The organism is Variovorax fucosicus (assembly GCF_030316825.1).
GTDB lineage: Bacteria > Pseudomonadota > Gammaproteobacteria > Burkholderiales > Burkholderiaceae_C > Variovorax > Variovorax fucosicus.
This window is the reverse complement of record NZ_JASZYU010000003.1, coordinates 906,289-932,763: the sequence shown is the minus strand read 5'-3', so window position 1 is coordinate 932,763 and position 26,475 is coordinate 906,289. Positions and strand designations below refer to the sequence as shown.

24 protein-coding genes are annotated in these 26,475 nt (G+C 67.5%); 19 read left to right on the top strand and 5 right to left on the bottom strand.

Translation table 11 applies throughout. The annotated features are described in order from the left end of the window. The first annotated feature begins 127 nt into the window (after positions 1 to 127). The 5 genes from QTI05_RS21830 to QTI05_RS21810 all read left to right on the top strand — a co-directional run bounded on the left by QTI05_RS21830 (position 128) and on the right by QTI05_RS21810 (position 4,780). Complete coding sequence (locus QTI05_RS21830; protein ID WP_286545176.1) at positions 128 to 1,141, top strand: sugar ABC transporter substrate-binding protein; 1,014 nt, start codon at positions 128 to 130, stop codon at positions 1,139 to 1,141. 24 nt (positions 1,142 to 1,165) lie between these two features. Continuing rightward, entirely contained in the window at positions 1,166 to 2,125 is a 960-nt protein-coding gene (locus QTI05_RS21825; RefSeq protein ID WP_286545174.1) for an ABC transporter permease, read from the top strand. After that, positions 2,125 to 2,913: an ATP-binding cassette domain-containing protein gene (locus tag QTI05_RS21820; protein ID WP_286545172.1), complete on the top strand. Its 789-nt coding sequence runs from the start codon at positions 2,125 to 2,127 to the stop codon at positions 2,911 to 2,913. The genes QTI05_RS21825 and QTI05_RS21820 overlap by 1 nt, the downstream gene beginning before the upstream one ends. A gap of 2 nt (positions 2,914 to 2,915) precedes the next feature. Continuing rightward, a complete protein-coding gene (locus tag QTI05_RS21815; protein WP_286620882.1) occupies positions 2,916 to 4,127 on the top strand; it encodes an ROK family transcriptional regulator in 1,212 nt (403 codons plus the stop codon). A 110-nt stretch (positions 4,128 to 4,237) separates the two neighbouring features. Then, positions 4,238 to 4,780 (top strand): murein hydrolase activator EnvC family protein, encoded by a 543-nt coding sequence (locus QTI05_RS21810; RefSeq protein ID WP_286657849.1) that lies wholly within the window; start codon positions 4,238 to 4,240, stop codon positions 4,778 to 4,780. Between the two features lie 15 nt (positions 4,781 to 4,795). Here the strand turns inward: QTI05_RS21810 and QTI05_RS21805 are convergent, their stop codons facing one another. After that, complete coding sequence (locus tag QTI05_RS21805; RefSeq protein WP_286545166.1) at positions 4,796 to 5,581, bottom strand: IclR family transcriptional regulator domain-containing protein; 786 nt, start codon at positions 5,579 to 5,581, stop codon at positions 4,796 to 4,798. Positions 5,582 to 5,746: 165 nt separating this feature from the next. Here QTI05_RS21805 and QTI05_RS21800 point away from each other — a divergent pair, with 165 nt between their 5' ends. The 7 genes from QTI05_RS21800 (at position 5,747) to QTI05_RS21770 (ending at position 12,132) form a co-directional block, all read left to right on the top strand. Continuing rightward, a complete protein-coding gene (locus tag QTI05_RS21800) occupies positions 5,747 to 6,667 on the top strand; it encodes a shikimate dehydrogenase family protein (RefSeq protein WP_286545164.1) in 921 nt (306 codons plus the stop codon). A gap of 45 nt (positions 6,668 to 6,712) precedes the next feature. Further along, the gene (locus QTI05_RS21795; protein WP_286620880.1) at positions 6,713 to 7,309 is read left to right on the top strand and encodes a TRAP transporter small permease; all 597 of its coding nucleotides are present in this window, start codon (positions 6,713 to 6,715) and stop codon (positions 7,307 to 7,309) included. Beyond that, the gene (locus QTI05_RS21790) at positions 7,306 to 8,586 is read left to right on the top strand and encodes a TRAP transporter large permease subunit (RefSeq protein ID WP_286545161.1); all 1,281 of its coding nucleotides are present in this window, start codon (positions 7,306 to 7,308) and stop codon (positions 8,584 to 8,586) included. The genes QTI05_RS21795 and QTI05_RS21790 overlap by 4 nt, the downstream gene beginning before the upstream one ends. A 126-nt stretch (positions 8,587 to 8,712) precedes the next feature. After that, a complete protein-coding gene (locus QTI05_RS21785) occupies positions 8,713 to 9,723 on the top strand; it encodes a TRAP transporter substrate-binding protein (RefSeq protein ID WP_286545159.1) in 1,011 nt (336 codons plus the stop codon). Between the two features lie 11 nt (positions 9,724 to 9,734). Then, on the top strand, positions 9,735 to 10,937 hold the full coding sequence (gene pcaB, locus QTI05_RS21780) for a 3-carboxy-cis,cis-muconate cycloisomerase (protein WP_286620878.1): 1,203 nt from the start codon (positions 9,735 to 9,737) through the stop codon (positions 10,935 to 10,937). Beyond that, positions 10,934 to 11,368 (top strand): carboxymuconolactone decarboxylase family protein, encoded by a 435-nt coding sequence (locus QTI05_RS21775; RefSeq protein ID WP_286545157.1) that lies wholly within the window; start codon positions 10,934 to 10,936, stop codon positions 11,366 to 11,368. Before pcaB ends, QTI05_RS21775 begins: the two co-directional genes overlap by 4 nt. Further along, complete coding sequence (locus QTI05_RS21770; RefSeq protein WP_286620877.1) at positions 11,365 to 12,132, top strand: alpha/beta fold hydrolase; 768 nt, start codon at positions 11,365 to 11,367, stop codon at positions 12,130 to 12,132. Before QTI05_RS21775 ends, QTI05_RS21770 begins: the two co-directional genes overlap by 4 nt. A 4-nt stretch (positions 12,133 to 12,136) precedes the next feature. On the opposite strand, the gene QTI05_RS21765 is transcribed toward QTI05_RS21770, so the two are convergent. Beyond that, on the bottom strand, positions 12,137 to 13,888 hold the full coding sequence (locus QTI05_RS21765) for an IlvD/Edd family dehydratase (protein WP_286620875.1): 1,752 nt from the start codon (positions 13,886 to 13,888) through the stop codon (positions 12,137 to 12,139). A 65-nt stretch (positions 13,889 to 13,953) separates the two neighbouring features. Between QTI05_RS21765 and QTI05_RS21760 the strand changes: the two genes are divergently transcribed. Beyond that, positions 13,954 to 15,384: an MFS transporter gene (locus QTI05_RS21760; RefSeq protein WP_286620874.1), complete on the top strand. Its 1,431-nt coding sequence runs from the start codon at positions 13,954 to 13,956 to the stop codon at positions 15,382 to 15,384. Here QTI05_RS21760 and QTI05_RS21755 read toward each other — a convergent pair. Beyond that, the gene (locus QTI05_RS21755) at positions 15,381 to 15,932 is read right to left on the bottom strand and encodes a hypothetical protein (protein WP_286620873.1); all 552 of its coding nucleotides are present in this window, start codon (positions 15,930 to 15,932) and stop codon (positions 15,381 to 15,383) included. The two genes, QTI05_RS21760 and QTI05_RS21755, sit on opposite strands and share 4 nt — an antisense overlap. A 125-nt stretch (positions 15,933 to 16,057) precedes the next feature. After that, positions 16,058 to 17,146, bottom strand: a complete 1,089-nt coding sequence (locus QTI05_RS21750) for a tartrate dehydrogenase (protein WP_286620872.1) — start codon at positions 17,144 to 17,146, stop codon at positions 16,058 to 16,060. 113 nt (positions 17,147 to 17,259) lie between these two features. Between QTI05_RS21750 and QTI05_RS21745 the strand changes: the two genes are divergently transcribed. Then, entirely contained in the window at positions 17,260 to 18,189 is a 930-nt protein-coding gene (locus QTI05_RS21745) for a LysR family transcriptional regulator (RefSeq protein ID WP_286545148.1), read from the top strand. A gap of 8 nt (positions 18,190 to 18,197) precedes the next feature. On the opposite strand, the gene QTI05_RS21740 is transcribed toward QTI05_RS21745, so the two are convergent. After that, positions 18,198 to 19,175: a Bug family tripartite tricarboxylate transporter substrate binding protein gene (locus tag QTI05_RS21740; RefSeq protein WP_286620871.1), complete on the bottom strand. Its 978-nt coding sequence runs from the start codon at positions 19,173 to 19,175 to the stop codon at positions 18,198 to 18,200. A gap of 354 nt (positions 19,176 to 19,529) precedes the next feature. On the opposite strand from QTI05_RS21740, the gene QTI05_RS21735 reads away from it, so the two are divergent. The 5 genes from QTI05_RS21735 (at position 19,530) to QTI05_RS21715 (ending at position 26,452) form a co-directional block, all read left to right on the top strand. Next, positions 19,530 to 21,425: a bifunctional sugar phosphate isomerase/epimerase/4-hydroxyphenylpyruvate dioxygenase family protein gene (locus tag QTI05_RS21735; RefSeq protein ID WP_286620869.1), complete on the top strand. Its 1,896-nt coding sequence runs from the start codon at positions 19,530 to 19,532 to the stop codon at positions 21,423 to 21,425. A 30-nt stretch (positions 21,426 to 21,455) separates the two neighbouring features. Beyond that, positions 21,456 to 22,856: an MFS transporter gene (locus QTI05_RS21730; RefSeq protein ID WP_286545144.1), complete on the top strand. Its 1,401-nt coding sequence runs from the start codon at positions 21,456 to 21,458 to the stop codon at positions 22,854 to 22,856. Positions 22,857 to 22,978: 122 nt separating this feature from the next. After that, the gene (locus tag QTI05_RS21725) at positions 22,979 to 23,653 is read left to right on the top strand and encodes a DsbA family oxidoreductase (protein WP_286620868.1); all 675 of its coding nucleotides are present in this window, start codon (positions 22,979 to 22,981) and stop codon (positions 23,651 to 23,653) included. 75 nt (positions 23,654 to 23,728) lie between these two features. After that, on the top strand, positions 23,729 to 25,234 hold the full coding sequence (locus QTI05_RS21720) for a DUF1800 domain-containing protein (protein WP_286620866.1): 1,506 nt from the start codon (positions 23,729 to 23,731) through the stop codon (positions 25,232 to 25,234). Positions 25,235 to 25,246: 12 nt separating this feature from the next. After that, entirely contained in the window at positions 25,247 to 26,452 is a 1,206-nt protein-coding gene (locus QTI05_RS21715; protein ID WP_286620864.1) for a DUF1501 domain-containing protein, read from the top strand. Positions 26,453 to 26,475: the final 23 nt, after the last annotated feature.

Genomic DNA, 26,475 nt, shown 5'->3' with positions numbered 1-26,475 from the left:
ACAACTTGATTTAGTTAGTCGACCGCAACTATAGTTGCCTCGCCCCCCGTTGCAAAGACCTCGCCGAGCGGCGCAGTTCTTTTTTTCAAGCATCGCAGGCGATCCGCCTGCCCACTGGAGACAAACAATGTTCAGCAAGCGTTCCACCCTGGCCCTGGCCACCCTGTCACTGGCCGCGTCGATGGCCGCACCGTCGGCCTTCGCGGCCGGCGAGCCGGTGATCGGCCTCATCACCAAAACCGAAACCAATCCGTTCTTCGTGAAGATGAAGGAGGGCGCGACGGCCGAGGCCAAGGCCAAGGGCGCGAAGCTGCTCAGCGGCGCCGGCAAGGCCGACGGCGACAACGCCGGCCAGGTGGCGGCGATGGAAAACATGATCGCTGCCGGTGCCAAGACCATCCTGATCACGCCGAGCGACTCCAAGGCCATCATTCCGGCGATCAAGAAGGCCCAGGAAAAGGGCGTGATGGTGATTGCGCTCGACAGCCCGACCGACCCGCAGGAAGCCACCGACGCGCTGTTCGCCACCGACAACTACAAGGCCGGCGTGCTGATCGGCGAGTACGCCAAGGCGGCGATGGCGGGCAAGCCCGTCAAGATCGCGACGCTGGACCTGTTCCCCGGCCACCCGGTCGGCGCTCAGCGCCACAACGGTTTTCTGAAGGGCTTCGGCCTTGCCAGCAACGACGCGAAGAACAACGAACTGGCCAAGCCGGCCGAAGTGGTCTGCATGGCCGACAGCTTCGGCGATCGCGCCAAGGGCCAGACCGCGATGGAAAACTGCCTGCAGAAGAATCCCGACATCAACCTCGTCTACACCATCAACGAACCGGCCGCTGCCGGCGCCTTCAACGCGCTGCAGAAGTCCGGCAAGGACAAGGGCGTGATGATCGTGTCGGTCGACGGCGGCTGCGACGGCATCAAGGACGTGGTCGGTGGCAAGATCGCCGCCACCTCGCAGCAGTACCCGCTGAAGATGGCCGCTATGGGCGTGGCCGCGGGCATCGAGTACGCCAAGACCGGCAAGAAGGTCAGCGGCTACACCGACACCGGCGTCACGCTGATCGCTGGCAAGTCGGTCACCGGCATCGACAGCAAGGACACCAAGGTCGGCACCGAGTTGTGCTGGGGCAAGAAGTAAGCGGCTGACCGGCACGCCATCACTGTGGAAAACTGGAAACAGAAACTCCCGCCGCTCGGTCAGCTCGGGCCCTTCATCGCGCTGCTCATCGCATGCGTGGTGTTCGGTGTGACGACCGACCGGTTCTTCAGCGCGGAGAACTTCTCGCTGATTCTTCAACAGGTGATGGTGGTGGGCGTGATCGCCATCGGCCAGACCCTGATCATCCTCACGGCCGGCATCGACCTGTCGTGCGGAATGATCATGGCGCTCGGCAGCATCGTCATGACCAAGCTGGCCGCGGACTCCGGCGTGCCGGCACCGCTGGCCATCCTGGCGGGCATCGCCGTCACGGCGCTGTTCGGGCTGGTCAACGGCCTGCTGGTCACGCGCATCAAGCTGCCGCCGTTCATCGTGACGCTGGGCACCTTCAACATCGCCTTCGCCATCACGCAGCTCTATTCGGGTGCGCAGACCGTGACCGAGGTGCCGCCGATGATGACCTGGCTGGGCAGTACGTTTCCGATCGGCGGCGCCAACATGGCCTATGGCACGGTGCTGATGATCCTGCTGTACCTGGGTGTCTGGTTCTGGCTGCGCGAGACCGGCGCCGGGCGCCACGTCTATGCCGTCGGCAACAACCCCGAAGCGACGCGCCTGGTCGGCATCCCGCCCGAGCGCGTGCTGCTCGGCGTCTACGTGCTGGCCGGCGTGTTCTACGGCATCGCCTCGCTGCTGTCGGTGGCGCGCACCGGTGTCGGTGACCCGAATGCCGGGCAAACCGAGAACCTGGACGCCATCACCGCGGTCGTGCTCGGCGGCACCAGCCTGTTCGGCGGCCGCGGCTTGATCCTGGGCACGCTGGTCGGTGCGGTCGTGGTCGGCGTGCTGCGCAACGGCCTGACGCTGATGGGCGTGTCGTCGGTCTACCAGGTGCTGATCACCGGCATCCTGGTGATCGTGGCGGTCACGGTCGACCAGCTTTCACGTCGGGGAGGCCGCTGATGTCCGCTCCTCGAATCGTGATGCAGGCCAAGGGCCTGGTGAAGCGCTACGGCCAGGTCACCGCACTCGACGGCGCCGACTTCGAACTGCGCGCCGGCGAGATCCTGGCGGTGATCGGCGACAACGGTGCCGGCAAGTCCTCGCTGATCAAGTGCCTGTCGGGGGCCACGGTGCCGGACGAAGGCCAGATCGTGCTGGATGGCCAGGTCATCCACTTCAAGGGCCCGATCGATGCCCGCCGCGTCGGCATCGAGACGGTCTACCAGGATCTCGCAGTGGCCCCGGCCATGACGATTGCCGAGAACCTGTTCCTCGGCCGCGAAATCCGGCGCGAAGGCTTCCTCGGCAATGTGCTGCGCATGCTCGACAAGAAAAGAATGCTGGAGCTGAGCGTCGCGCGCATGAACGACCTGAAAGTCGGCATCCGCTCGATGACGCAGGCAGTCGAAACGCTGTCGGGCGGCCAGCGCCAGTGCGTGGCGGTAGCGCGCGCCGCGGCCTTTGCCGAGCATGTGGTCATCCTAGACGAGCCGACCGCAGCGCTCGGCGTCAAGGAAGGCAACATGGTGCTGGAGCTGATCCGTCGGGTGCGCGACAAGGGGCTGCCTGTGGTGCTCATCAGCCACAACATGCCGCACGTGTTCGAAGTTGCCGACCGCATTCACGTGGCGCGGCTGGGCAAGCGTGCGGCGGTGCTCAACCCGCGCAACATCAGCATGAGCGACACGGTGGCGGTCATGACCGGCGCCATGCTGCCCGAGCAATTGCCGCCAGAGGCTCTTGCCTGAGCATGCCCGACACGGTAGGCGCGCCCGACCTGTTGCGGCCGCGCGGCTCCAACCAGGTCGGCATGCGCCAGTTCAACGAACGCGTGGTGCTGCAGGCGCTGCGCGTTCATGGCAGCCTGCCCAAGGCCGACCTCGCGCGGCTGACGGGGCTGAGCGCGCAAACCATCGGCCTCATCACGGCGCGGCTGGAGGAAGACCAGCTGGTCGTCAAGCAGAGCCGGGTTCGCGGGCGCATCGGCCAACCCTCGGTGCCGCTGGCGCTCAACCCCGACGGGGCCTTTGCCATCGGCATCAAGATCGGGCGGCGCGGCTGCGAGTGGCTGCTGATCGACTTCGCCGCGCGTGTGCGCGAGCAGCACGCGCTGAGCTACGCCTTTCCCGATGCCAGGAAGCTGTTGCCGGCCGTGGCGCGGCATATCCAGCAACTGCGCGACGGGCTGGGGCCGCTCGCGAGCCGCACCGCCGGCGTCGGCCTGGCGGCACCGTTCCAGTTGGGGGGGTGGCATCGCATGCTGGGCGTGTCGCAGGCGCAGTCCGAGCTGTGGAACAAGATGGACCTCGGCGCCGAGATCCAGGCGCGCACCGACCTGCCGGTGAGCTTTGCGCGTGACACCGCGGCCGCCTGCGTGGCCGAACTGGTGAGCGGCCGCGGGCACGACCTCAAGAGCTTTCTCTACATCTTCGTCGACACCTTCGTGGGCGGTGGCCTGGTGGTCAACTCGCACCTGCACACCGGCGTGCATGGCAATGCGGGCGCGTTGGCCTCGCTGCCCCTGCAGCCGGCGCGCGCAGGCGAGGCCGGCACCCAGCTGATCAGCGAGGCTTCGCTGTGGGAGCTGGAGCAGGGCTATCGCAGCGCGGGGCTGGATGCGACGGCAGCCTACGACGAGCGGGCCCTGCAGCCGCCTTTCGCGTCCGCCACGCAAGCCTGGCTGACCCGTGCCGCACCAGCCCTGGCGCACGCCATCGCCAGCGGCACCGCCGTGCTCGACCTGGGCCATGTGGTGATGGACGGGTCGATGTCGCGCGCGCTGCTCGATGCACTGCTGGCGCAGACCCGCGTGGCGCTCGAGCGCTGCAACTGGGAGGGCTTGTGGCGCCCCCAACTGCATGGCGGCAAGGCCGGCGCCCGGGCCAGCGCACTGGGCGGCGCCATGCTGCCGCTGCACGCCAGTTTCGCGCCCGACCACGACGTGTTCCTGAAGGCGGCCTGAGCCGCCGGCAGCGGGTCCGGTCGCGCCGCCCTCCCGGTGGCTCTCGGGGCCTATGATGCAAGCCGCAATGCAGTTCGAGCGCAGTGAGGTTTTCTTCGAGGAGTAGCTGGATGTTTTTTTCCGCCCGGATGTTGGGCTTGGCCGTCGTCGCGGGGTTGGCGGCTTGCAGCGCGTCCGTACCGCTGCCCCCGATTGCTCCCTTGCCGCCACCGCGTGCCGCGGCGGTCGAGCCGGCCATCGTCGTGCCGGCGCGCCCGTCGGGGCCGCCAGCCCGGGTGCCCGGCGCCAGTTTTGCGCGACCCGCGCAGGGCGCGCTGATCGCGCGGTTCGATGGCCGTCTCAATCCGGGCATCGACATCCGCGGCAATCTGGGCGACCCGGTGTTCGCATCGCGCGAAGGCCGCGTGGTGGTGGTGAGCAGCGCGCTGCCTGCCTACGGCACGATGGTCGTGCTCAAGCACGGCGACACGTTCATCACCGCCTATGCCCACCTCGACAAGGTGATCGTCAAGGAAAACGAGATGGTGCGCGAAGGCCAGCAGATCGCGGAGATGGGCCGCAGCGGCAGCGATCAGGTGAAGCTGCATTTCGAGATCCGCAAGATGGGCACAGCGGTCGACCCGGAGCCTTATCTCCAGGGGCTTGCGCAGTAGGGCGCAGCGCCGGCGTCAGATCAGGTTGCGCATCGCCTGCGCCGTTTCGCGCAGCACCGGCAACACCCGCTTGACAGCGTCCTCGCTGCTCTCGTGCCCCATCGGCATCGTGATGTTGAGCGCGCCGACCAGGTCGCCCCGGCGGTCTCGCAGTGGCACCGCGATGCCGCGCGAATTCAGGTCGAGCTGCTGCTCCGAAATCGACCAGCCCTGCGTCCGGATGCGCGCCAGTTCCAGTCGCATCCGATCCTTGCTTGCAATGGTGTGCGAGGTGAACACGCTCAGTTCGTGCGTTTCGAGCCAGGTGGCCAACTCGGCATCGCTGCGCAGGGCGAGCATCAGCATGCCGGCAGCCGTCACCTGCGCCGGCACGCGCGCGCCGAGCACGTAACCGGTGCTCATGCTCCGGTTCGGTCCGTTGCGTGCGATGTAGACCACCTCGTCGCCGTCCATCACGCTGAGGTAGACGATCTCGTGCGTGCCGGCGGCAACGCGTTGCAGGAAGGGCTGCACGATGCGCGGCAGGCGCGCTGATTCGAGGTACGACTGCCCGAGCCGCAGCACGCGCGGCGTGAGCCAGAACAGCTTGCCGTCGCTCGCCACATAGCCCATGTGCTGCAGCGTCAGCAGGTAGCGCCGGGCCGCGGTTCGCGTCATGCCGGTGCGCTGGCCGGCCTGGCTGGCGGTCAGGCGTGGATTGGCATCGTCGAACGCCTCGATCACGCCGATGCCGCGCTCCAGGCCCGCGATCCAGTCGCGCTTTTCGAGGCCGGGCGGCGGACTGCTGTCATCTCTCTCCATAAGCTCCTTCAGGTAAACCCCGAAAACGTTCGCTTATCATTTTGCATCGATCGATCATCGATCGAAATCAGGATTGACCCTCCACCGGCTTTCTGATTTGCCCACTACAGTCCGCGCACGCATCGCCGCGTCAGAAGCGCGATTGTCGAACCCCCGGAGCGAGACATGCAACCCATCGACGGCAACACCGACCTCTACCTGATCCCTGGCGATCCGGTGGCGAACGTGCGCGTGCCGCGCATGTTCAACGCGGTGTTCGAGCGCTACGGCATCAACGCGGTGCTGGCGCCGACGCGCGTGGCAGCGCGCGATCTGGCGGTGTTCTTCAAGGCGAGCTTTCTCGCCAGGAACCTCAAGGGCATGGTGATCGCGCCGCCGCACAAGCCGCTGGTCGTCGGCCTGCTCGACGGCTGCGGCCTGTTCGGCCGGGTGGCCGGGTCGGTCAACGTCGTGCGCCGAACTGCCGAAGGTGAACTCGAAGGCGATCTGTTCGATGGCGAAGGCTTTGCCGGTGCGCTCGACTACTTCAACATTCCGTTTCGCGGCAAGCGCGTGCTGCTCTTGGGCGCCGGGGTCACCGGCGCAGCCATCGGCGTGGCCCTGGCGGACGGCGGCACGGTCGACGGCGCCGAGCACATCGCCTTCTACGACCCGATGGCCGGCAAGGCGGCCGGACTCGCCGCGCAGCTCGACGCCTTCTTCGACGCCACCGTGGTGGCCGTCGGCTCGAACGATCCGGCCGGCTACGACGTGGTGATCAATGCCACCCAGCTGGGCCTGGCGCCCGGCGATGCGCTGGCCTGCGACGTGGGGCGCATGGCCAGCCATGCGGCCCTGTTCGACGTCCTGCTGCGCGGCCAGCCGACGCCGCTGGTACAGGCTGCGCGAGCGCGCGGGCTGTGCGCGCAGCCGGGCTTCGAGATGCTGATCCAGCAGATGCCCTATTACCTCGACTACTTCGGATATGCGGCGGCCGCTGCAGGCGTGCGCAAGGACGCGACCTTCCTGCGCGAGCTGATCTATCCCGAAGCCATGGCCGGCGAGATCCGCGCGCCGCTGCGTTACCACTCCGACAGCGTCGCCTGACGCGACAGCAACCGATTCATCAACGAAAGAACAAGGGAGACAGTCATGAACAAGCTGGTCGATGGCTACTGCAAGCTGCTCGATGGCCTGATCGCACTGGCGCTGGCCGCCATGGTGGTGCTGGTGTTCGGCAACGTGGTGTTGCGCTATGCCTTCAACACCGGCATCACCATGTCGGAGGAGGTCTCGCGCTGGCTGTTCGTGTGGCTGGTGTTCCTGGGCGCCATCGTGGCCCTGAAGGAACACGCCCACCTGGGCAGCGACATGCTGGTATCGCGCCTGCCCGTGATGGGCAAGAAGATCTGCCTGGTGCTGGGCCAGATCCTGATGCTCTACATCACCTGGTTGATCTTTTCCGGCAGCCTGGCGCAGGCCAGGATCAACTTCGACGTCGAGGCACCGGTCACGGGCGCGTCGGTGGCGATCTTCTATTCCGCCGGCGTGGTATTCGCCGTGTCGGCCGGCCTGCTGCTGCTGCGCGAGTTGTGGCGCAACCTCTCCGGCCAGTTGCGAGAGGACGAGCTGGTGATGGTCAAGGAATCCGAGGAAGCGGGCGAACTCGAGGAACTGCAGGCCCAGCTGGCGCGTGAGAACGCCCAGACGCCTCCCGGCATCGATACCCGCCCCGGGAGCAAGTCATGACCGTCGCCATCTTCCTCGGCGCCCTGATCGGCGCGATGGCGCTGGGCATTCCAATCGCCTATGCGTTGCTGGCCACCGGCGTCGCACTGATGTGGCATCTGGACATGTTCGACGCGCAGATCCTGGCGCAGAACGTGATCAACGGCGCCGACAGCTTTCCGCTGCTGGCCGTGCCCTTCTTCATGCTGGCCGGCGAGATCATGAACGTGGGCGGGCTGTCCAGGCGCATCGTCGATTTCGCGCTGGCGCTGGTCGGCCACGTCAAGGGCGGCCTGGGCTACGTGACCATCGTGGCGGCCATCCTGCTGTCGGCCCTGTCGGGCTCGGCGGTGGCCGATGCGGCGGCACTCACCGCGCTGCTGCTGCCGATGATGGTGGCCGCCGGCCATAACAAGGCGCAGGCAGGCGGGCTGATCGCCGCCTCGGGCGTGATCGGCCCGGTGATTCCGCCATCGATCGGCTTCGTGATCTTCGGCGTTGCCGCCAATGTGTCGATCTCCAAGCTGTTTCTGGCCGGCATCTTTCCCGGCATCCTGATCGGCGCCGCGTTGTGGCTGACCTGGATGTACCTGGTGCGCAAGGAAACGCTTGTTCCGCCGCCGCGCAAGTCTGCCGCCGAAATCCTGAAGGCGCTGCGCCAGGCGACCTGGGCGCTGATGCTGCCGGTGATCATCCTGGTGGGCCTGCGCTTCGGCGTGTTCACGCCGACCGAGGCGGCCGTGGTGGCCGCGGTGTATGCCTTCTTCGTGGCCACGGTGATCTACCGCGAACTCAAGCTCAGCCAGCTGTACGCGGTGTTCGTGAGTGCGGCCAAGACCACCGCGGTCATCATGTTCCTGGTGGCTGCGGCCCTGGTGTCGGCCTGGCTCATCACGGTGGCCGACCTGCCGAGCAAGGTGATCACGCTGCTCGAGCCCTTCATGGGCAACCAGACGCTGCTGCTGATCGCCATCATGGTGCTGTGCATGCTGGTGGGCACGGCGATGGACATGACGCCGACCATCCTCATCCTGACGCCTGTGCTGATGCCGGTGATCAAGCAGGCGGGCATTGACCCGGTGTACTTCGGCGTGCTGTTCATCATCAACAACTCGATCGGCCTGGTCACGCCACCGGTAGGCACCGTGCTCAACGTGGTGGCGGGCGTCGGGCGCATGAAGATGGACGAGGTCACGAAGGGTGTGCTGCCTTTCATGCTCGCCGAGTTCGCGATCATGTTCCTGATGGTGCTGTTCCCGCAGCTCGTCACGGTGCCGGCCAAATGGTTCGGCGGCTGAAATGACGCCCACCCCCAGTCTTCGCGCAACACCAGCGGCCCGGCAAAGCCGGTTCCGCGGTGTTTCCCGAAGGGGCTGCGTTTGCCGTTTGCTTTTTTTTCCCGTTTGACTTACTTGGAGACAACCATGCATTTTTCATTCGCTCGCCGCGCCCTCGTGGCTTCCCTGGTCGCCGCGCTGCCGTTTGGTGCTGCCCTGGCACAAGACATCAAGGAGCGCACTTTCAAGTACGCGCTGCAAAACCCGAAGGGCCATCCGCTGGCCACCGGGGCCGAGAAGTTCGCCGAACTCGTGGCCGCCAAATCCGGCGGCAAGATGAAGGTCAACGTTTTTCCCGGTGGCACGCTGGGTGGCGATGCGCCCAACGTGTCGGCGCTGCAGGGCGGCACCATCGAGCTCGTGGCGCTGAACTCGGGCATCCTGGCTTCGCAGGTCAAGGATTTCGAGGTCTATGACTTCCCCTTCATGTTCGCCAACGCGAAGGAAGCAGACGCCGTGGTCGACGGCCCGTTCGGCCAGAAGCTGCATGCCAAGCTGGCCGACAAGGGTATCGTCGGGCTGGCATACCTCGAGCTGGGCTTTCGCAACATCACCAACAGCAAGAAGCCGATCAACACCGTCGAGGACATCGCCGGGCTCAAGCTGCGCGTGATTCCCAATGCCATCAACGTCGACTGGGTCAAGGCGCTGGGCGCCAACCCCACGCCGCTGGCCTTCCCCGAGGTCTATGCAGCGCTGGAGCAGAAAGCCATCGACGGGCAGGAGAACCCGCTCAACGTGATCCTGTCTAACAAGTTTGCAGAGGTGCAAAAGCACCTGGCCATCACCAACCACCAGTACAACCCCCAGTCCCTGATCTTCAGCAAGAAGGTGTGGGATCAGCTTTCCGGCGCCGAGAAGAAGGTCCTGCAGGACGCCGCGGTTGAAGCAGCCAAGTTCCAGCGCCAGACCTCGCGCGACGCCGCAGCCAGCACGCTCGCCGAACTGAAGAAAGCCGGCATGCAGGTCACCGAATTCAGTGCCGCGGAGCAAGGCAAGCTGCGCGAAAAGCTCAAGCCGGTGATCGACAAGCACGGCGTGGCCATCGCCGCCACGGTGGCCGAGATGCAGGACGAACTGGCCAAGGTTCGCAAGTAAGCTTCGCTTCCATGAGCATCTTCGAAGGCTTTCTTTCCACCTCCGAAACCCTGGCCGCGTTCAGCGACGGCAACTTCGTCGCGGCCATGCTGCGCTTCGAGGCCGCGTTGGCGCGAGCGCAGGCGGCAGAAGGACTGATTCCGGAGGCCGCGGCGCAGTCGATCGTGGGCACCTGCAAGGTCGAACTGTTCGACGTGGCAAAGATCGTGCGCGAAAGCGGGCGTGCCGGCAGCGTGGCCATTCCGCTGATCAAGGCGCTGAAGGAGGCGGTCGGGCTTTTCAACGCCGACGCGGTGCCTTTCGTGCATTTCGGCAGCACCAGCCAGGACGTGATCGACAGCGCGATGGCGCTGGTCACGCGCGAGGCGCTCACCCTGATCGAGGCGGATCTTGATCGCTCCGTGCAGGCGTTGTTGCAGCACGCAACGCGGCACGCGGCCACGCCGATCCTGGCCCGCACGCTGATGCAGCCAGCCTCGGTCACCAGCTTCGGATTCAAGTGCGCTGGCTGGGCCGCGCCTCTGGTGCGATCGCGCATCCGCCTGCGCGCCGCGGCGGCTCGCGCACTCAACGTGCAATTGGGCGGCGCCGTCGGCACCCTGGCGCAAATGAAAGAGCAGGGCGCGGCCGTTCGGCGGCGCGTTGCCGAAGCGCTGGTGCTCGGCGATGCCGGTGCCACCTGGCATACGCAGCGCGACGAGTGGGTCGGCCTCGGCTGTGAATTCGGCCTCCTCGCCGGCAGCCTCGGCAAGATCGCGACCGATATCGCGCTGATGGGCCAGTACGAAGTGGGCGAGGTCGCGGAACCGAGCGAGCCGGGGCGCGGCGGTTCATCGGCGATGCCTCACAAGCGCAACCCGGTCGCCTCGATGGTGGCACTGGCGGCTGCGCACCGCGCGCCGCAGCGCGTGGCAGCCCTGCTGGCGGCGATGCCGCAGGAGCACGAGCGCGCGCTCGGCGCCTGGCAGGCCGAGTTGGCCGAATGGCCGCAACTGCTGATGTCGGCGCACGGCAGCGCGCGCGCGCTGGCCGGTGCCTTGCCCGGCCTTGCGATCGATGTGGCGCGCATGCGTGCCAACATCGACACCCTGCGCGCCGAATTGCCCAAGGCGGCGGCCGACGAGTGGTTCGACCCGGCGCTGGCGCAGCATGCAGCGGGCGCGACACTGGCGCAGGTCGACGCGCTGCGCGCGCAATTGAAGGGCATCCGATGAGCAACGAAGACACCACCTCCTACGAAAGCGGAATGGTCAACCGCCGCCGCGTGCTGGGCGATGCGTGGGTCGACAAGTCGCTGGCCAACCGCAATGACTTCAACGCCGAGTTCCAGGCGCTGATCACGCGCCACGCCTGGAACGACATCTGGGGCCGGCCCGCGCTGGGCGACAAGACGCGCCGCTACATGGTGCTGTCGATGATGCTCGGCATCCACGCGTACGAGGAGTTCGCGATGCACGTGCGCGCCGCGCTCGATGGGCCGCCCGAGTCGCGCCTGACGCCGGAGGACATCAAGGAAGTGATCATGATGGCCGCCATCTACTGCGGCGTGCCGGTGGCCAACCACGCCTTCGGCATCGCGACCGGTATCCTGCGCGAGAAGGGCTTGCTGGCCGCGCCGGCATCCCCCAACAAGGAAACCCGATGACCATCCAACTCAACGTCGTTCGCGAAGGACACGGCCCGATCGTCGTGCTGAGCCACGCGCTCGGCTGCGACCTGCACATGTGGGACGCGCTGGCGGCGCAGCTGGCGCGCGCCCACACGGTGCTGCGCTATGACCACCGCAACCACGGCGCCTCGGAGCGGGCCGCCGGCGCCCTGCACATGGTGACGCTGGCCGACGATGCCGCCGAGCTGATCGAGCGCGAGGCGGCCGGCGAGCCGGTGCACTTCGTCGGCCTGTCGATGGGCGGCATGACGGCGCAGGCGCTGGCGCTGCGCCGGCCCGAGCTGCTGCGCAGCGTGGTGATTGCCAATTCGTCGTCGCACTATCCCGACCAGGCCCCGTGGCGTGCGCGCGTGCAGACGGTCGCGTCGCAGGGCGTGGCCGCGATCGCGCAGGGCGCGGTCTCGCGCTGGCTCACGCCGGCCTGGGTGTCGACCTTCGAAGGCGAGGCTGCTGCCGAGGCGTTGCAACAGACGCTGGAGGCCACCGACGCGGACGGCTACATCGCGAGCTGCAACGCGGTGGCCGCGATCGATTTCCGCGAAAGCAACCGCCGCATCACCGTGCCGACGCTGGTGATCGGCGGCGTGCAGGACGAAGCCACGCCGATGGAGATGTCGCAGGCCATCGCCGATGCCATTCCGGGCGCGCGGCTGGTGACCATCGACGCCGCGCATCTGAGCGCGGTCGAGCAGCCGGCCGAGTTCGGTGAACTGCTGATCGACTTCTGGCGCAGCCTCTGAGCGCTCAGCGCGGTACCTTGCCGGCTGACTTCGGCGCGCGCAGAAAGTCGAAGTCCACTCCCTGGTCGGCCTGCGTCACGGTCTGCAAAAAGAGCTTCAGGTAGCCGCGCTCGGCGCTCGGCTCGACCACCGGCATCGCTTCAGCGCGGCGTGCCAGTTCTTCGTCGGACACCAGCAGCGCGATCTCGCGATTCGCCACGCTGAGCCGAATGCGGTCGCCGCTGCGCACGTACGCCAGCGGCCCGCCGATGGCGGACTCCGGCGTCACGTGCAGCACGATGGTGCCGAAGGCCGTGCCGCTCATGCGGCCATCCGAGATGCGCACGATGTCTTTCACGCCGGCGCGCGCCAGCTTGCGCGGGATCGGGATGTAGCCGGCCTCGGGCATGCCCGGTGCGCCCTTGGGGCCTATGTTCTTGAGCACCAGCACGTCTTGCGGCGTCACGTCGAGGTCGTCGCGGTCGATCCGGGTCACCAGATCTTCGATGTTCTCGAACACCACCGCGCGGCCCTCGTGCTCCATGAGCTTCGGGTCGGCGGCCGACTGCTTGATGATCGCGCCGCCCGGCGCCAGGTTGCCGCGCAGCACCGCAATGCCGCCTTGCGGGTAGATCGGATCGGCCATGCTGCGCACCACGTGCTGGCGGAAGCCGGGGCCTGCGCGCTCGAGTTCTTCGCCGAGCGTGCGGCCGGTCACGGTCATCGCGTCCAGATGCAGCAGCGGCTTGAGCTCGCGCAGCAGCGTCGCCATGCCGCCGGCATGGTGGAAGTCTTCCATGTAGTGCTGGCCGGAAGGCTTCAGGTCGAGCAGCACCGGCGTGTCGCGGCCCATGCGGTCGAGCGCGGCCAGATCGGTCTCGAGGCCCATGCGGCCCGCGATCGCGGTCAGGTGCACGATGCCATTGGTCGAGCCGCCGATGGCCAGCAGCACGCGCATCGCGTTCTCGAAGGCCGCGGGCGTCAGCACCTTGTCGATGGTCAGGCCGTCGCGCGCCATTTGCACGGCTTGCGCGCCGGTCTGCTCGGCGATGCGGATGCGGTCGGCCGTCACCGCTGGTGGCGAGGCGCCGCCGGGCATCGTCATGCCCAGTGCTTCGGCGATGCAGGCCATGGTGCTTGCCGTGCCCATCACCGAGCAGGTGCCGACACTGGCCACGAGCTGGTTGTTCACGTCGGCGGTTTCCTCGGCTTCGATCTCGCCGGCGCGGTATTTGCCCCAGTAGCGGCGGCAGTCGGTGCAGGCGCCGACGCGCTCGCCGCGGTGGCTGCCCGTCAGCATCGAGCCGGTGATGAGCTGGATCGACGGAAGGCCGGCCGAAGCGGCGCCCATCAATTGCGCCGGCACGGTCTTGTCGCAGCCGCCGATCAGCACCACCGCGTCCATCGGCTGCGCACGCACCATTTCCTCGGTGTCCATCGACATCAGGTTGCGCAGGTACATGCTGGTCGGTGCCGCGAAGCTTTCGTGCACCGAGATCGTCGGAAAGGCCATCGGCAGGCCGCCCGCCAGCATCACGCCGCGCTTGACCGCCTCGATCAGTTGCGGTGCATTGCCGTGGCACGGGTTGTAGGCGCTGCCGGTGTCGGCGATGCCGACCACCGGGCGGTCGAGGGCCGCGTCGGTGAAGCCCGCGCCCTTGATGAACGCCTTGCGCAGGAACAGCGAGAAGCCCTGGTCGCCGTAGCTGGTCAGCCCGCGGCGCATGCCGGAGGTGCCGGCCGAATCATCGGGTTCGAAAGGAGTCTTGTCGGCCATGGCGTATCTCGTCAATCTTGACCGGGGAGGTTAAGTCAGTTCCGCTGGCTATGCTCGGAGCCCTCATGACATCTGCTCCACCCGAGGCATCCGCCACCGACCCGCGCCGCGGCACCCTCATCGCATGGCTCGTGGCCGCCGCGTTCTTCATGGAGAACCTCGATGCCACGGTCATCACCACGGCGGTGCCGGCGATGGCGCAGAGCTTCGGGGTGGCGCCGGCGGCGCTGGCGATCGGCATCAGCGCGTACCTGCTGGCGCTCGCCGTCTTCATTCCCGTGAGTGGCTGGGTGGCCGACCGCTTCGGGCCGCGCCATGTGTTCGCCGGTGCGGTGCTGGTGTTCACGCTGGCCTCGGTGGCCTGCGGCCTTGCGCAAAGCCTGCCGACGTTCGTGATGGCGCGCATCGCGCAGGGCATCGGCGGCGCGCTGATGGTGCCGGTCGGGCGTCTCGTCGTGTTGCGCAGCACGCCCAAGAGCGGGCTGGTGAAGGCCATCGCCACCATCACCTGGCCCGGACTGGCCGCGCCGGTGCTGGGCCCGCCGCTGGGCGGCTGGATCGCCAGCACCTGGAGCTGGCACTGGATCTTTTTCCTGAACGTACCGCTCGGCGCGGTCGCGCTGCTGCTCGCGCTGCGCTGGATCGACGACGCGCCGGGGCGGCAACGCCCGTTCGACGCACGCGGCTTCGTCGCTAGTGGAGCCGGGCTGGCGGCGCTGATGTACGGGCTCGACCTGCTGAGCCACTCGCGCATCGACTGGCTGCAAGCGGGCGCTTTCATCGGTGCCGGCGCGGTGGCGCTCGGCTATGCGGTGTGGCACCTGCGACGCACGCCGCATCCGCTGGTCGATCTGTCGGTGCTCGGTGTGCAGACCTTTCGCGTGTCGGTACTGGGCGGCTCGCTCTTTCGCATCGCGATCAGCAGCGCACCGTTCCTGTTGCCGCTGATGTTCCAGCTGGCCTTCGGCTTCAGCATGGTCGCTTCGGGTTTCATGATGCTGGCGCTGTTCGCGGGCAACCTGGGCATGAAGCCGGCCACCAGCTGGGTGATGCGGCGCCTCGGCTTTCGCGGCACGCTGGTGGCCAACGGGTTGCTGGTGGCGTTGGGCTTTGCCGCCTGCGCCGCGCTCTCGGCCGACACGCCGCTGGCGCTCATGGCGGCGGTGATGGTGTTCTGCGGCATGTGCCGGTCGATGCAGTTCACCGCCTTCAACACGCTGGCCTTCTGCGACACCACGCCGGCGCAGACCAGCGGCGCGACCACCTTGTTCAGCATGTTCCAGCAACTGAGTGCCGGCATCGGCATCGCGTTCGGCGCGATCGCGCTCAGCGTGGCCGAGCGCTTCACCGGCCACGCCGGCCATCCCGGTGCCATCGACTTCCGCATCGCGCTGGGGCTGGTGACGCTGCTGGCCCTGGTGGCCTTGATCGACGCGGTTCGGCTGCCGCGCGATGCCGGCAGCCGCGTCAGCGGGCATCCGACCCGTGCCGCCTAGAACCGCAGCGATCGGCGCCAGTTGCGCAGTCGCGTTGACCAGTCGAGGGGCGTGTCCTGCTCGATGCCGTTGGCTTCGCGGGCGGCGTGGAGGGCCTGCGCCAGCGCTGCCTGGGCCGCGGCGCTGTTGCGCCACACGGCTTCGAGCGCGAAGTGGCCATCGCCGGCCTCGCCCAGCCTCGGGATGATCTTGATCTCCTCTGCGCCCATGCTCTTGAGCAGGCGCGATCGCAGGCTCGCCAGCGCCACGCCGTCGCGCTGCGTTTCGAGCCGGTGATCGAGGTCGAACCACACCTCTGTGATGCATGGGAAGCGGGTGACCAGAAAGGTCGTGACCTCGAACATCGCCAGCTTGCGAACGGTCACGCGCCGCGCCGCCGGCGTATCGGCGTATGCGAACTGGCCGAGCCGGATCCGGCTGGCATCGTCGTCGGCTTCGACGCGCTGCACCGTTCCCACATGCTCTTCTTCCTCCCAAATCCAGAGCGGCTGACCCAGGACATAGGGTGCGCGGCCGGCGCCGGCGAGGCTCAGACCCCTGGAAGTCATGCGCGCGCTGGGTGGTGCGAGGCGATCTCGACGAACGCCCGGCCGGGCGTGTCGACGTGCAAGGTCAGGGTGGTCTGGCGCAACATGCCGGCAGCATAGCCGAGCGGCGCCAGGCCGCAACCCGATCAGGCCGCCTTGCGCTGCGTGCCTGCCATCACCTGGCCGCACACCGCACGGGTGACCTCCGCCGTGGTGGCTGTGCCGCCGAGGTCGCGCGTATGCAACGACTTGTCGGCCGTGACCTGCTCGATCGCGGCCATTGCAATCCGGGCGGCTTCGGTCTCGCCGAGATGCTCCAGCAGCATCACGACGGACCAGAAGGTGCCGACCGGATTGGCCAGGCCCTTGCCCATGATGTCGAAGGCCGAGCCGTGGATCGGCTCGAACATCGACGGATAGCGGCGCTCGGGATCGATATTGCCGGTGGGCGCGATGCCCAGGCTGCCGGCCAGCGCCGCGGCCAGGTCGCTGAGGATGTCGGCATGCAGGTTGGTCGCGACGATGGTGTCGAGCGTGGCGGGGCGGTTCACCATGCGCGCCGTCGCGGCGTCGACCAGTTCCTTGTCCCAGGTCACGTTCGGGAATTCCTTGCTGATCTGCAGCGCGATCTCGTCCCACATCACCATGGCGTGGCGCTGGGCGTTGCTCTTGGTGATGACGGTCAGCAGCTTGCGCGGGCGCGCCTCGGCCAGCTTGAAGGCGAAACGCATGATGCGTTCGACACCGGCGCGGGTCATCATCGACACGTCGGTGGCGGCCTCGATCGGATGGCCCTGGTGCACGCGTCCGCCCACGCCGGCGTATTCGCCTTCGGAGTTCTCGCGCACGATGACCCAGTCGAGGTCGTCCGGGCCGCAGCGCTTGAGCGGACCGTCGATGCCGGGCAGGATGCGGGTCGGCCGCACGTTGGCGTACTGGTCGAAGCCCTGGCAGATCTTCAGGCGCAGGCCCCACAGGGTGATGTGGTCGGGGATGTGCGGATCGCCGGCCGAGCCGAACAGGATCGCGTCCTTGTCGCGCAGGGCGTCCAGGCCGTCGTCCGGCATCATGACCCCGTGTTCGCGGAACCAGTCGCCGCCCCATCCGAAGTTCTCGAACTCGAAGCGGAAGCCGTTGCCGGCCGAGGCCAGTGCCTCCAGCAACTGCTGGCCGGCGGGCACGACTTCCTTGCCGATGCCGTCGCCGGGGATGGTTGCAATCTTGTAGGTCTTCATGGGATGTCCAGCTCGGTTTGTTGAAGGGATGCAGTACTGTAAAAACCCTGGAGTGCTTCGGCACGCCGCCGAAGTGAATCCATCCTTAACCTCAACTCAACAATAGGAGCGCCATGAGCAGCGGAATCCAGCCGGCCGACCTGGGCTTCTTCTCGACGCTGGCGAGCGCCGGCAGCCTCAGCGCGGCGGCGCGCGAGCTCGGCGTGACCACGCCAGCCGTGAGCAAGCACCTGGCACTGATGGAGTCGAGGGTGGGCGTGGCGCTGGTCAACCGGACCACCCGACGCATGAGCCTCACCCCGGAGGGCGAGCTGTACCTGGAGCATGCGCGCCGCATCCTCGGAGAGATCGACGGCATGGAGGAACTGCTGGGCGTCTCGAAGGCCACGCCCAAGGGGCTGCTGCGCGTGAACGCGACGCTGGGCTTCGGGCGCAGCCATGTGGCGCCGGTGATCTCGCGCTTCGTGCGCAAGCACCCGCAGGTCGAGGTTCAGTTGCAGCTTTCGGTCAATCCGCCGCCCCTGACCGACGACGCCTTCGACATCTGCATCCGCTTCGGCGCGCCGCCGGACTCGCGGGTGATTGCGCGGCGCATCGCCGGCAATCGCAGACTGCTGTGCGCTGCGCCGGCCTACCTGGCGAAGCACGGCATGCCGAAGGTGCCGAACGACCTCACCAAACACAACTGCATCGGCATCCGGCAAGGCGAGGAGGCCTACGGCGTGTGGCGCCTCTCCAGCGGAAGAGGGCGCAATGCCAGCGTCGAGGCGGTCAAGACCCGGGGCAACCTGACCACCAACGACGGCGAGATCGCCGTCAACTGGGCGCTCGATGGCCATGGCATCCTGATGCGCGCCGAGTGGGACATCGAACGCTACCTGCGCAACGGCCGGCTGGTGCCGGTGCTGCCGCAGTACTTCACGCCCGATGCGGATATCTACGCGGTGTACCCGCAGCGGCATCAGCTGGCCGCGCGGGTTCGGGCGTTCGTGGACTTCATGGCGCTGTCGTTCGAGCAGCAGGCGGCCCCCGACAAGGCCTGAGGCGCCGGTCAGTCGATCGCGACCTTGGCGTCCTTCACCAGCTTTGCATACTTCGCCGTGTCGTCCCTGATCTGTGCGGCCATCTCGGCCGGCGTGTTGCCGACCGGCTCGGCGCCGGCTTCTTCCATGCGCTTCCTGAAGTCGGGCGACTGGATGATCCTGACCATCTCGGCATTGAGCTTTGCAACCACCTCCTTCGGCGTGCCCACGGGCGCGAGGATGCCGAACCAGGTGCCCTGATCGAAGTCCTTCAGGCCGGCCTCGGCCAGCGTCGGCACGTCGGGCAGGGTGCTCGAGCGCCTGGCGGTGGTCACGGCGAGCGCGCGCAGCTTGCCGCCCTTGATGTGCTGGACGACCGGCGGCAGCGTGTCGAACGACATGTCGACCTGGCCGCCGAGCAGGTCGGTGGTGAGGGGCGCGCTGCCCTTGTAGGGCACGTGCAGGATGTCGATGCCGGTCTGGCTCGAGAACTGCGTGCCGATCAGGTGCTGCACGGTGCCATTGCCGTTCGATCCGTAGGAGAGCTTGCCGGGCGACGCCTTGGCCAGCGCGATCAGGCTCTTGACGTCGGTCGCCGGCGACTTCGCGTTGATCACCAGCACGTTGGGCACCAGCGCGACGGTGGTGACCGGAGCGAAACTCTTCTCGAAGTCGTAGGGCAGCTTCTTGTAGACGCTGGTGGCGATGGTGTGGTGCACGGCACCCATCAGCAGCGTGTAGCCGTCCGGCTTGGCCTTGGCCACATAGTCCGCGCCCAGCGTGGCACCGGCGCCGGGCTTGCTCTCGACGATGACAGGCTGCCCGAGGCTCTGCGAAAGCGGCGTGGTCAGCGCGCGGGCCAGCACGTCGGAACTGCCGCCGGGCGGGAACGGCACCACCAGCGTGATCGGCTTGGCGGGCCAGCCTTGTGCGGCGGCAGCGCAGGTGGCGAGGGAGAGAGCGAGCGCGGTCAGTGCCGCGCGGGGATGGAACCCGGGTGTCTGCATGGTCTGTCTCCTTTGGAAGTGGGGCGACTGTAGGTTTCGCGGGAGACGTTGATTCGAGGTTGAAGTGAAACCGTCGTTAACCTGAACTCAACAATGCGCGCGGAGCGGCCTCCAGGCGCACTGGGCAGTGCGGCCTAGGTGAAACCCCAAGTACGTCCGAATAACGCGCGCAATTGATCGATGATCGATCGCACCCCATGTCGGCAGCGTTGTGAGAGGGATGGCGCGCTCCTAAAGTCGCATCGCGCTGTCGATCAGGACCGCGCGATCCAGGAGACAACGCACCATGAACAACCCGAAATCCCGCTGTGTGGCGGTGGTCACCGGCGGCATGCACGTCCACCCGTACTGACCATGCACCGCTCCATCGCTACGGTGTCGCTCAGCGGCACGCTGCGCCAGAAGCTCGAAGCCATCGCGGCCGCCGGCTTCAACGGCATCGAGTTGTTCGAGAACGACTTCATCAACTTCAACGGCACGGCCGCCGCGTTGGGGCGCATCACCGCCGACCTCGGCCTGTCGATCGACCTGTACCAGCCGTTCCGCGACTTCGAGGGCATGCCGGAGGAACAGTTCCAACGCAGCCTGGAGCGCGCCGAGCGCAAGTTCGATCTGATGCAGGCGATGGGCGCGTCGCTGATGCTGTGCTGTTCGAACACCTCGCCGCTGACCCTTGACGACCCGGCGCGCGCTGCCGCGCAACTGCACGAGCTGGCCGAGCGCGCCGCACGGCGCGGCATGCGCGTCGGCTTCGAGGCATTGGCCTGGGGCCGTGCGACCTCGTTGTACGGCCAGGCCTGGGACATCGTGCGCCGCGCCGACCATCCGCAGCTAGGCCTGATCCTCGACAGCTTCCACACGCTGTCGCTGAAAGACGATCCCGCGGGCATCGTCGACATCCCGGGCGACAAGATCTTCTTCCTGCAGATGGCCGATGCGCCGCTGCTGGCCATGGACGTGCTGCAGTGGGCGCGCCACCACCGCTCGTTTCCGGGGCAGGGCGACTTCGATGTCGTGACCTTCTTCGAGAAGACATTGCTGGCCGGCTACACCGGGCCGCTCTCGCTCGAGATTTTCAACGACGTGTTCCGCGAAACGCCGAACCGACGCACCGCGGTGGATGCGATGCGCTCGCTGCTGTACCTTGAAAGCGAAGCGCGAAACCGGTTGGCGGCCGCGCAGGCCGAACGCCCGCAGCGTGTGCTGGAGACGGTGGAGCTGTTCAGCCCGCCGCCGGTGCCGGCGCTGTCGGGCTTCTCGTTCCTGGAGTTCGCGGCCGACGAGGCGGCGGCCGAAACGCTCGGCGCGCTGCTGCGGCAGCTTGGCTTTCGCCGCGTCGGGCGCCATCGCTCGAAGGCCGTGGTCTTGTACCGGCAGGGCGACATCCACCTGATCGTCAATGCGCAGCCGGATTCGTTTGCACGCGGCCGTTTCGACGCGCACGGCGCATCGGTGTGCGCGCTCGGCCTGCGCGCGGCCGACCCGGTTGCGGCGGTGGAGCGCGCCACCGGCATGCGCTCGCAACGCCACGACAGCCCGCTCGGGCCTGGTGAACTGCCGGTGCCCGCCATGATCGCGCCGGGCGGCAACCTGGTTCACTTCGTCTCGGCGGCGCTGGGTACCACGGGCCTGTACGAGGCCGACTTCATTCTGGAAGACGGCGGCGCCGATGCCACCGACGCTGGCCTGCAGGCTATCGACCATGTGGCGCTCGGCCTGGCGCCGGACCAGCTCGACACCTGGGTGCTGTTCTCGCGTGCCGTGCTGGGCCTGGAGCCGGGCGAGAGCCTGGAGCTGGCCGACCCGTTCGGCCTGATCCGCAGCCGCGGGGTGGCCAATGCCGAGCGCAGCGTGCGGCTGGTGCTCAACGTGTCGCAAAGCCAGCGTACGCGCACCGCGCGCACGGTGAGCGTGACCGGCGGCGGCGCGGTGCACCACATCGCGCTGCGCTGCGAAGACATCTTCGCCACGGTCGCGCAGTTGCGCGCCAACGGCACGCGATTCGTGCCGATCTCCGACAACTACTACGACGACCTGCCGACGCGGCTGGACATCGACGCTGCACTGGTCGCGCGCATGCGTGCGGCCGGCGTGCTGTTCGACCGTTCGCCGGCCGGCGTCTATCTGCACAGCTACACCGAGAGTTTCGGGCAGGGACTGTTTTTTGAAATCGTGCAGCGTATCGACGCGTACGACGGCTATGGCGCCAGCAATGCACCGGCGCGCATGGCATCGCAGGCGCAGGAATGACTTTTCACCTCACCACCAACGGAGACAACAATGGCCAATACAGCCACGCATGAGCCTCACGGCAGGCACCAGTCGAAGAAAGCCACAGCCAGCGGCTGGATCGGCTCGGCGCTGGAGTACTACGACTTCTTCATCTACGCCACGGCAGCGGCGCTGATCTTTCCGCAGATCTTCTTTCCCAAGGGCGATCCGCAGATCGCCATCATCGCGTCGCTCGCGACCTATGGCGTCGGCTACGTCGCGCGGCCGATCGGCGCCTTCGTGCTGGGCCACTGGGGCGACACGCACGGCCGCAAGAACGTGCTGATCATGTGCATGTTCCTGATGGGCTTTTCGACCGTGGCCGTCGGCCTGCTGCCGACCTATGACCAGGTCGGCCTCTGGGCACCCGCGCTGCTGGTGCTGATGCGCCTGATCCAGGGCTTCGCAGTGGCCGGCGAGATCTCCGGTGCCAGCTCGATGATCCTCGAGCACGCACCGTTCGGCCGCCGCGGCTTCTTCGCCAGCTTCACGCTGCAGGGCGTGCAGGCCGGGCAGATCCTGGCTGCCGCGGTGTTCCTTCCGCTGGCGCACTACATGCCGGCCGAGCAGTTCAATTCGTGGGGCTGGCGCATTCCGTTCCTGCTCAGCTTCCTGGTCATCGTGGCGGGCTACATCATTCGCCGCGAGGTCGACGAGACCCCCGCGTTCGCCGAAGTCGACAAGGCCGGCAAGGTGCCGAAGGCACCCGTCGTCCAGGCCGTCATGGAAAGCTGGCGCGACATGCTGCGCGTGATGTGCTGCTCGCTGATGAACGTGATTCCGGTGGTCACCACGATCTTCGGCGCGGCGTACGCGGTGCAGCCGGGCTACGGCATCGGCTTCGAGAAGGACGTCTACCTCTGGATCCCGGTGATGGGCAACATCGTGGCCGTGATCGTGATTCCGTTCGTGGGCAACCTGTCGGACAAGATCGGCCGCCGGATCCCGATCATGGTGGGCGCCATCGGTGCCGGGCTGCTGTCGTTCGGCTACCTGTACGCCATCAGCATCCACAACGTACCCATGGCGATCATCATGTCGCTGCTGATGTGGGGCGTGGTCTACCAGGGCTACAACGCCGTGTTCCCGAGCTTCTACCCGGAAATGTTCCCGACCCGCACCCGCGTCTCCGGCATGGCGATCTCGCAGAACCTCGGCACGCTCGTCACGGCGCTGCTGCCGGCGCTGTTCGTGGCCGTGGCACCCCCCGGCGCGACCAACATCCCGATGCTGATCGGCTCCATCACGCTGGGCGTCTGTGTGGTTGCAGCCATTGCGGCCTTTACCGCCCGCGAGACCTATCGCGTGCACATGAACGACCTGGGCGATGCCGATGCGGTGCCCGTTCCCAAGCCGGAGTACGACCGGCTGCGCGAGCAGACACTCGCGGGCGCCGCCCACGCTGCCTGACGCAAACGCCCCGGCGGCAGCCGGGGAGGGCAATGCCTTGCAAGCCCTTGCAATGGCAAAGGTCGCCGCCACTGTGAAGAATCAGGGATTCCTGTTTCTTCACAGCCTGCGCGGCGACTGCCATGACCTCTTCACTCCAGATCGATTTTGTGTCCGACGTGTCCTGCCCCTGGTGCGCCATCGGGCTCGGCGCGCTCGAGGCCGCACTGGCGCGCGTGGCGCCCGATGTGAAGGCCGAGCTGCACTTTCAGCCCTTCGAACTCAATCCGGGGATGGCGCCCGAGGGCCAGGACATCTTCGAACACCTGAACCAGAAGTACGGCTCCTCGCGCGAGCAGCAGGCACAGGCGCGCGAAATGATCCGGCAGCGCGGCGAGGCGGTCGGCTTCGTGTTCGGCGAAGGCCAGCGCAAGCGCGTGTGGAACACCTTCGACGCGCACCGCCTGCTGCACTGGGCCGAGCTGGAAAGCGTGGAGCGCCAGCGCGCGCTGAAGAAAGCGCTGTTCAAGGCCTACTTCACCGATGGCGAGAACCCGTCGGATCACGACTTGCTGCTGCGCGTGGCGGGCGAAGCCGGCCTCGACGTGGCCCGTGCCCGCGAGATTCTGTCCGGCGACGAGTATGCCGATGCGGTGCGTGCGCGCGAAAAGCTCTACACCGACGCCGGCATCCACTCGGTGCCCGCGATCATCATCAACAACCAGCACCTGATCTCGGGCGGGCAGCCGGTCGAGGTGTTCGAGCGGGCGCTGCGGCAGATTGCAGGGGCGCAGCCGTCGGCGGTTGTCACCGCCTGATCGGCTTCAAACCGGCTTTACATGGCCGGAGTGAAATGTGTCAACCGCGCGCCCCGTGCGCGGGTTCAACACAACATGACTTCCGGCTTTCGTCGTCCTGGATTCATCCTTGCCGCCTGCCTGCTTTGGCTTGCAGGCTGCGCGCAGCCGCTCACCCGGCCGGAGCTGGCCGGTCTGCAGCAGCAGGCGGCGCGCGAGCCGGTCTTGCAGATCGCTTGGCTCGATCGTGTGAGCTGGGGCGCCACGGCGGCCAGCCAGGCTGAACTCGCGCGGCAAGGACTGGCCCCATGGCTGCAGGGCCAGCTCGATGCCCGGCCCGCGCCGTTGCCGGCGGCGGCCCAGGCGCAGATCGACGCCATGACGATCTCGCGCACGCCCGTGAGCCAGCTCGTTGCGGCGCTCGAAGCGCAGCGCAAGGCGGCCGATGCACTGCCCGACGTCGAGCAGAAACGCGTCGCGCGGCAGGCCTACCAGCAGGAGCTGACGCGGCTGGCGCGCGAGGCGCAGCAGCGTTTTCTGCTGCGCGCCCTCTACTCGCCGAACCAGCTGCAGGAGCAGATGACCTGGTTCTGGATCAACCACTTCAACGTGAACGCGCGCAAGGCCAACCTTCGGGCGCTGATCGGCGACTACGAAGAAACAGCCATCCGCCCGCATGCGCTTGGCAGGTTCCGGGATCTGCTAGGTGCCACGTTGCGGCACCCGGCCATGCTGCGCTACCTCGACAACGCGCAGAACGCCAACAACCGCCTGAACGAAAACTACGCACGCGAGCTGATGGAGCTGCACACGCTGGGCGTGGATGCCGGCTATTCGCAGGCCGACGTGCAGGAGCTGGCGCGCGTGCTCACCGGGCTGGGCGTGCGCGAAGGCCAGTTCGAGTTCAACCCGCGGCGGCACGACTTCAATGCCAAGACCCTGCTCGGCCAGCCGATCACGCAACGCGGGCTGGCCGAAGCCGACGAGGCGCTCGACCGGCTGGCGCGCGCGCCCCAGACCGCGCGCTTCATCTCGCGCAAGCTGGCCGTGTACTTCGTGGCCGACGAACCGCCGCCGGCGCTGGTCGACCGCATGGCCGCGAGCTTCACGCGCAGCGACGGCGACATTGCAGCCACGCTGGCCACGATGTTCGGCTCGCCCGAGTTCGCGGCGTCGCTGGGCCATCAGTTCCGCGACCCGCTGCACTACGTGGTGGCGGGCGTGCGGCTGGCTTACGAGGGCCGGGTGGTGACCAACGTCGGCCCGATGATCAACTGGCTCAACCGCATGGGCGAGCCGCTCTACGGCCACGAGACGCCGGACGGCTACCCGCTCACGCGCACGGCGTGGGCCAGCGCCGGCCAGATGACTACGCGCTTCGAGATTGCGCGCGCCATCGGCGCCAATGGCGCGGTGCTGTTCCGCACCGAAGACGGCGCCCCGCTGGAAAGACCCGCGTTTCCGCCACTGGCCGGGTCGCAGGTGGTGGCGGCACTGCAAACCCGGCTCGGTGCCCCGACCCGCGAAGCGCTCGCCGAAGCGAAGTCGCCGCAGGACTGGAACACCTACCTGCTGGCGTCCCCCGAGTTCATGAACCGGTAGTGGAGAACCACCATGCAACGCCGTGACCTTCTGAAGACCCTGGCCGCTGCGCCATTGGCCGGCGTGGCCGGCCGGTTGGTGGCGGCGCCTGCTGCGGGCGGTGCCAAGCTGCTCGTGGTGTTCCTGCGCGGCGGGTACGACAGCGTCAACCTGCTGGTGCCGTTCGCGAGCCCGTTCTACTACGAGGCGCGGCCCCGCATCGCGGTGGCACGGCCGGGCGAGGCCAACGGCGCGTTGCCGCTCGATGCGCGCTGGGGCCTGCACCCGGCGCTGGCGGCGACCGTGATGCCGCTCTATGCCAAGGGGCAGGCCGCGTTCCTGCCGTTTGCCGGCACCGACGACCTGAGCCGCAGCCATTTCGAAACGCAGGACTCGATCGAGCTTGGCCAGGCGCTCGACCACGGCCGCGACTACCGCTCGGGCTTTCTTAACCGTCTGACGGCGGTATTGAACGGCGGCGCGCACGCCGAAGCGATTGCCTTCACCGACCGGTTGCCGATCTCGCTGCGCGGTGACGCCCGGGCTGCCAACATGGCGCTCGGCGCCGTCGGCCGGCAGGCCATCGACGAGCGGCAGAGCAAGGTGATCCAGGCGATGTACCGCGACACGCCGCTCGGCCCCACAGTGGCTGAAGGCTTCGAGGTGCGCGACGAGGTGCTCCGAGCCGTCAAGTCCGAAATGGATGCCGCAAGCCGCAACGCGATGACGCCAAGAGGATTCGAGCTGGTCGCGCGCCGCATGGCACGGCTGATGCGCGACCGCTTCGACGTCGGCTTCGTCGATGTCGGCGGCTGGGACACGCATGTGGGGCAGGGCGCCGGCACCGGCTATCTCGCCAACCGGCTCGAGGAGCTGGGCCGCGGTGTTGCGGGCTTTGCGCAAGAGATGGGCGACGAGAGCTGGCACAACGCGGTGGTGGTGGTCATCAGCGAATTCGGCCGCACCTTCCGCGAGAACGGCAACGGTGGCACCGACCATGGCCATGGCACCGTCTACTGGGTGCTGGGCGGCGGCCTCGCGGCTCAGGCCGGTGGGCATGTGCTCGGCGAGCAGGCCGAGATCTCGCAGCCTGCGCTGTTCCAGAACCGCGATTGGCCGGTGCTCAACGAATACCGCGCGGTGTTCGGTGGCCTGTTCCGGCGCATGTACGGCCTCGCGCCAGCGCAGCTCGACCGCGTGTTTGCCGGCGTGGCGCCGAAGGATCTGCAACTCCTGTAGAAAAAGGGCCGGCAGCGCCTGTG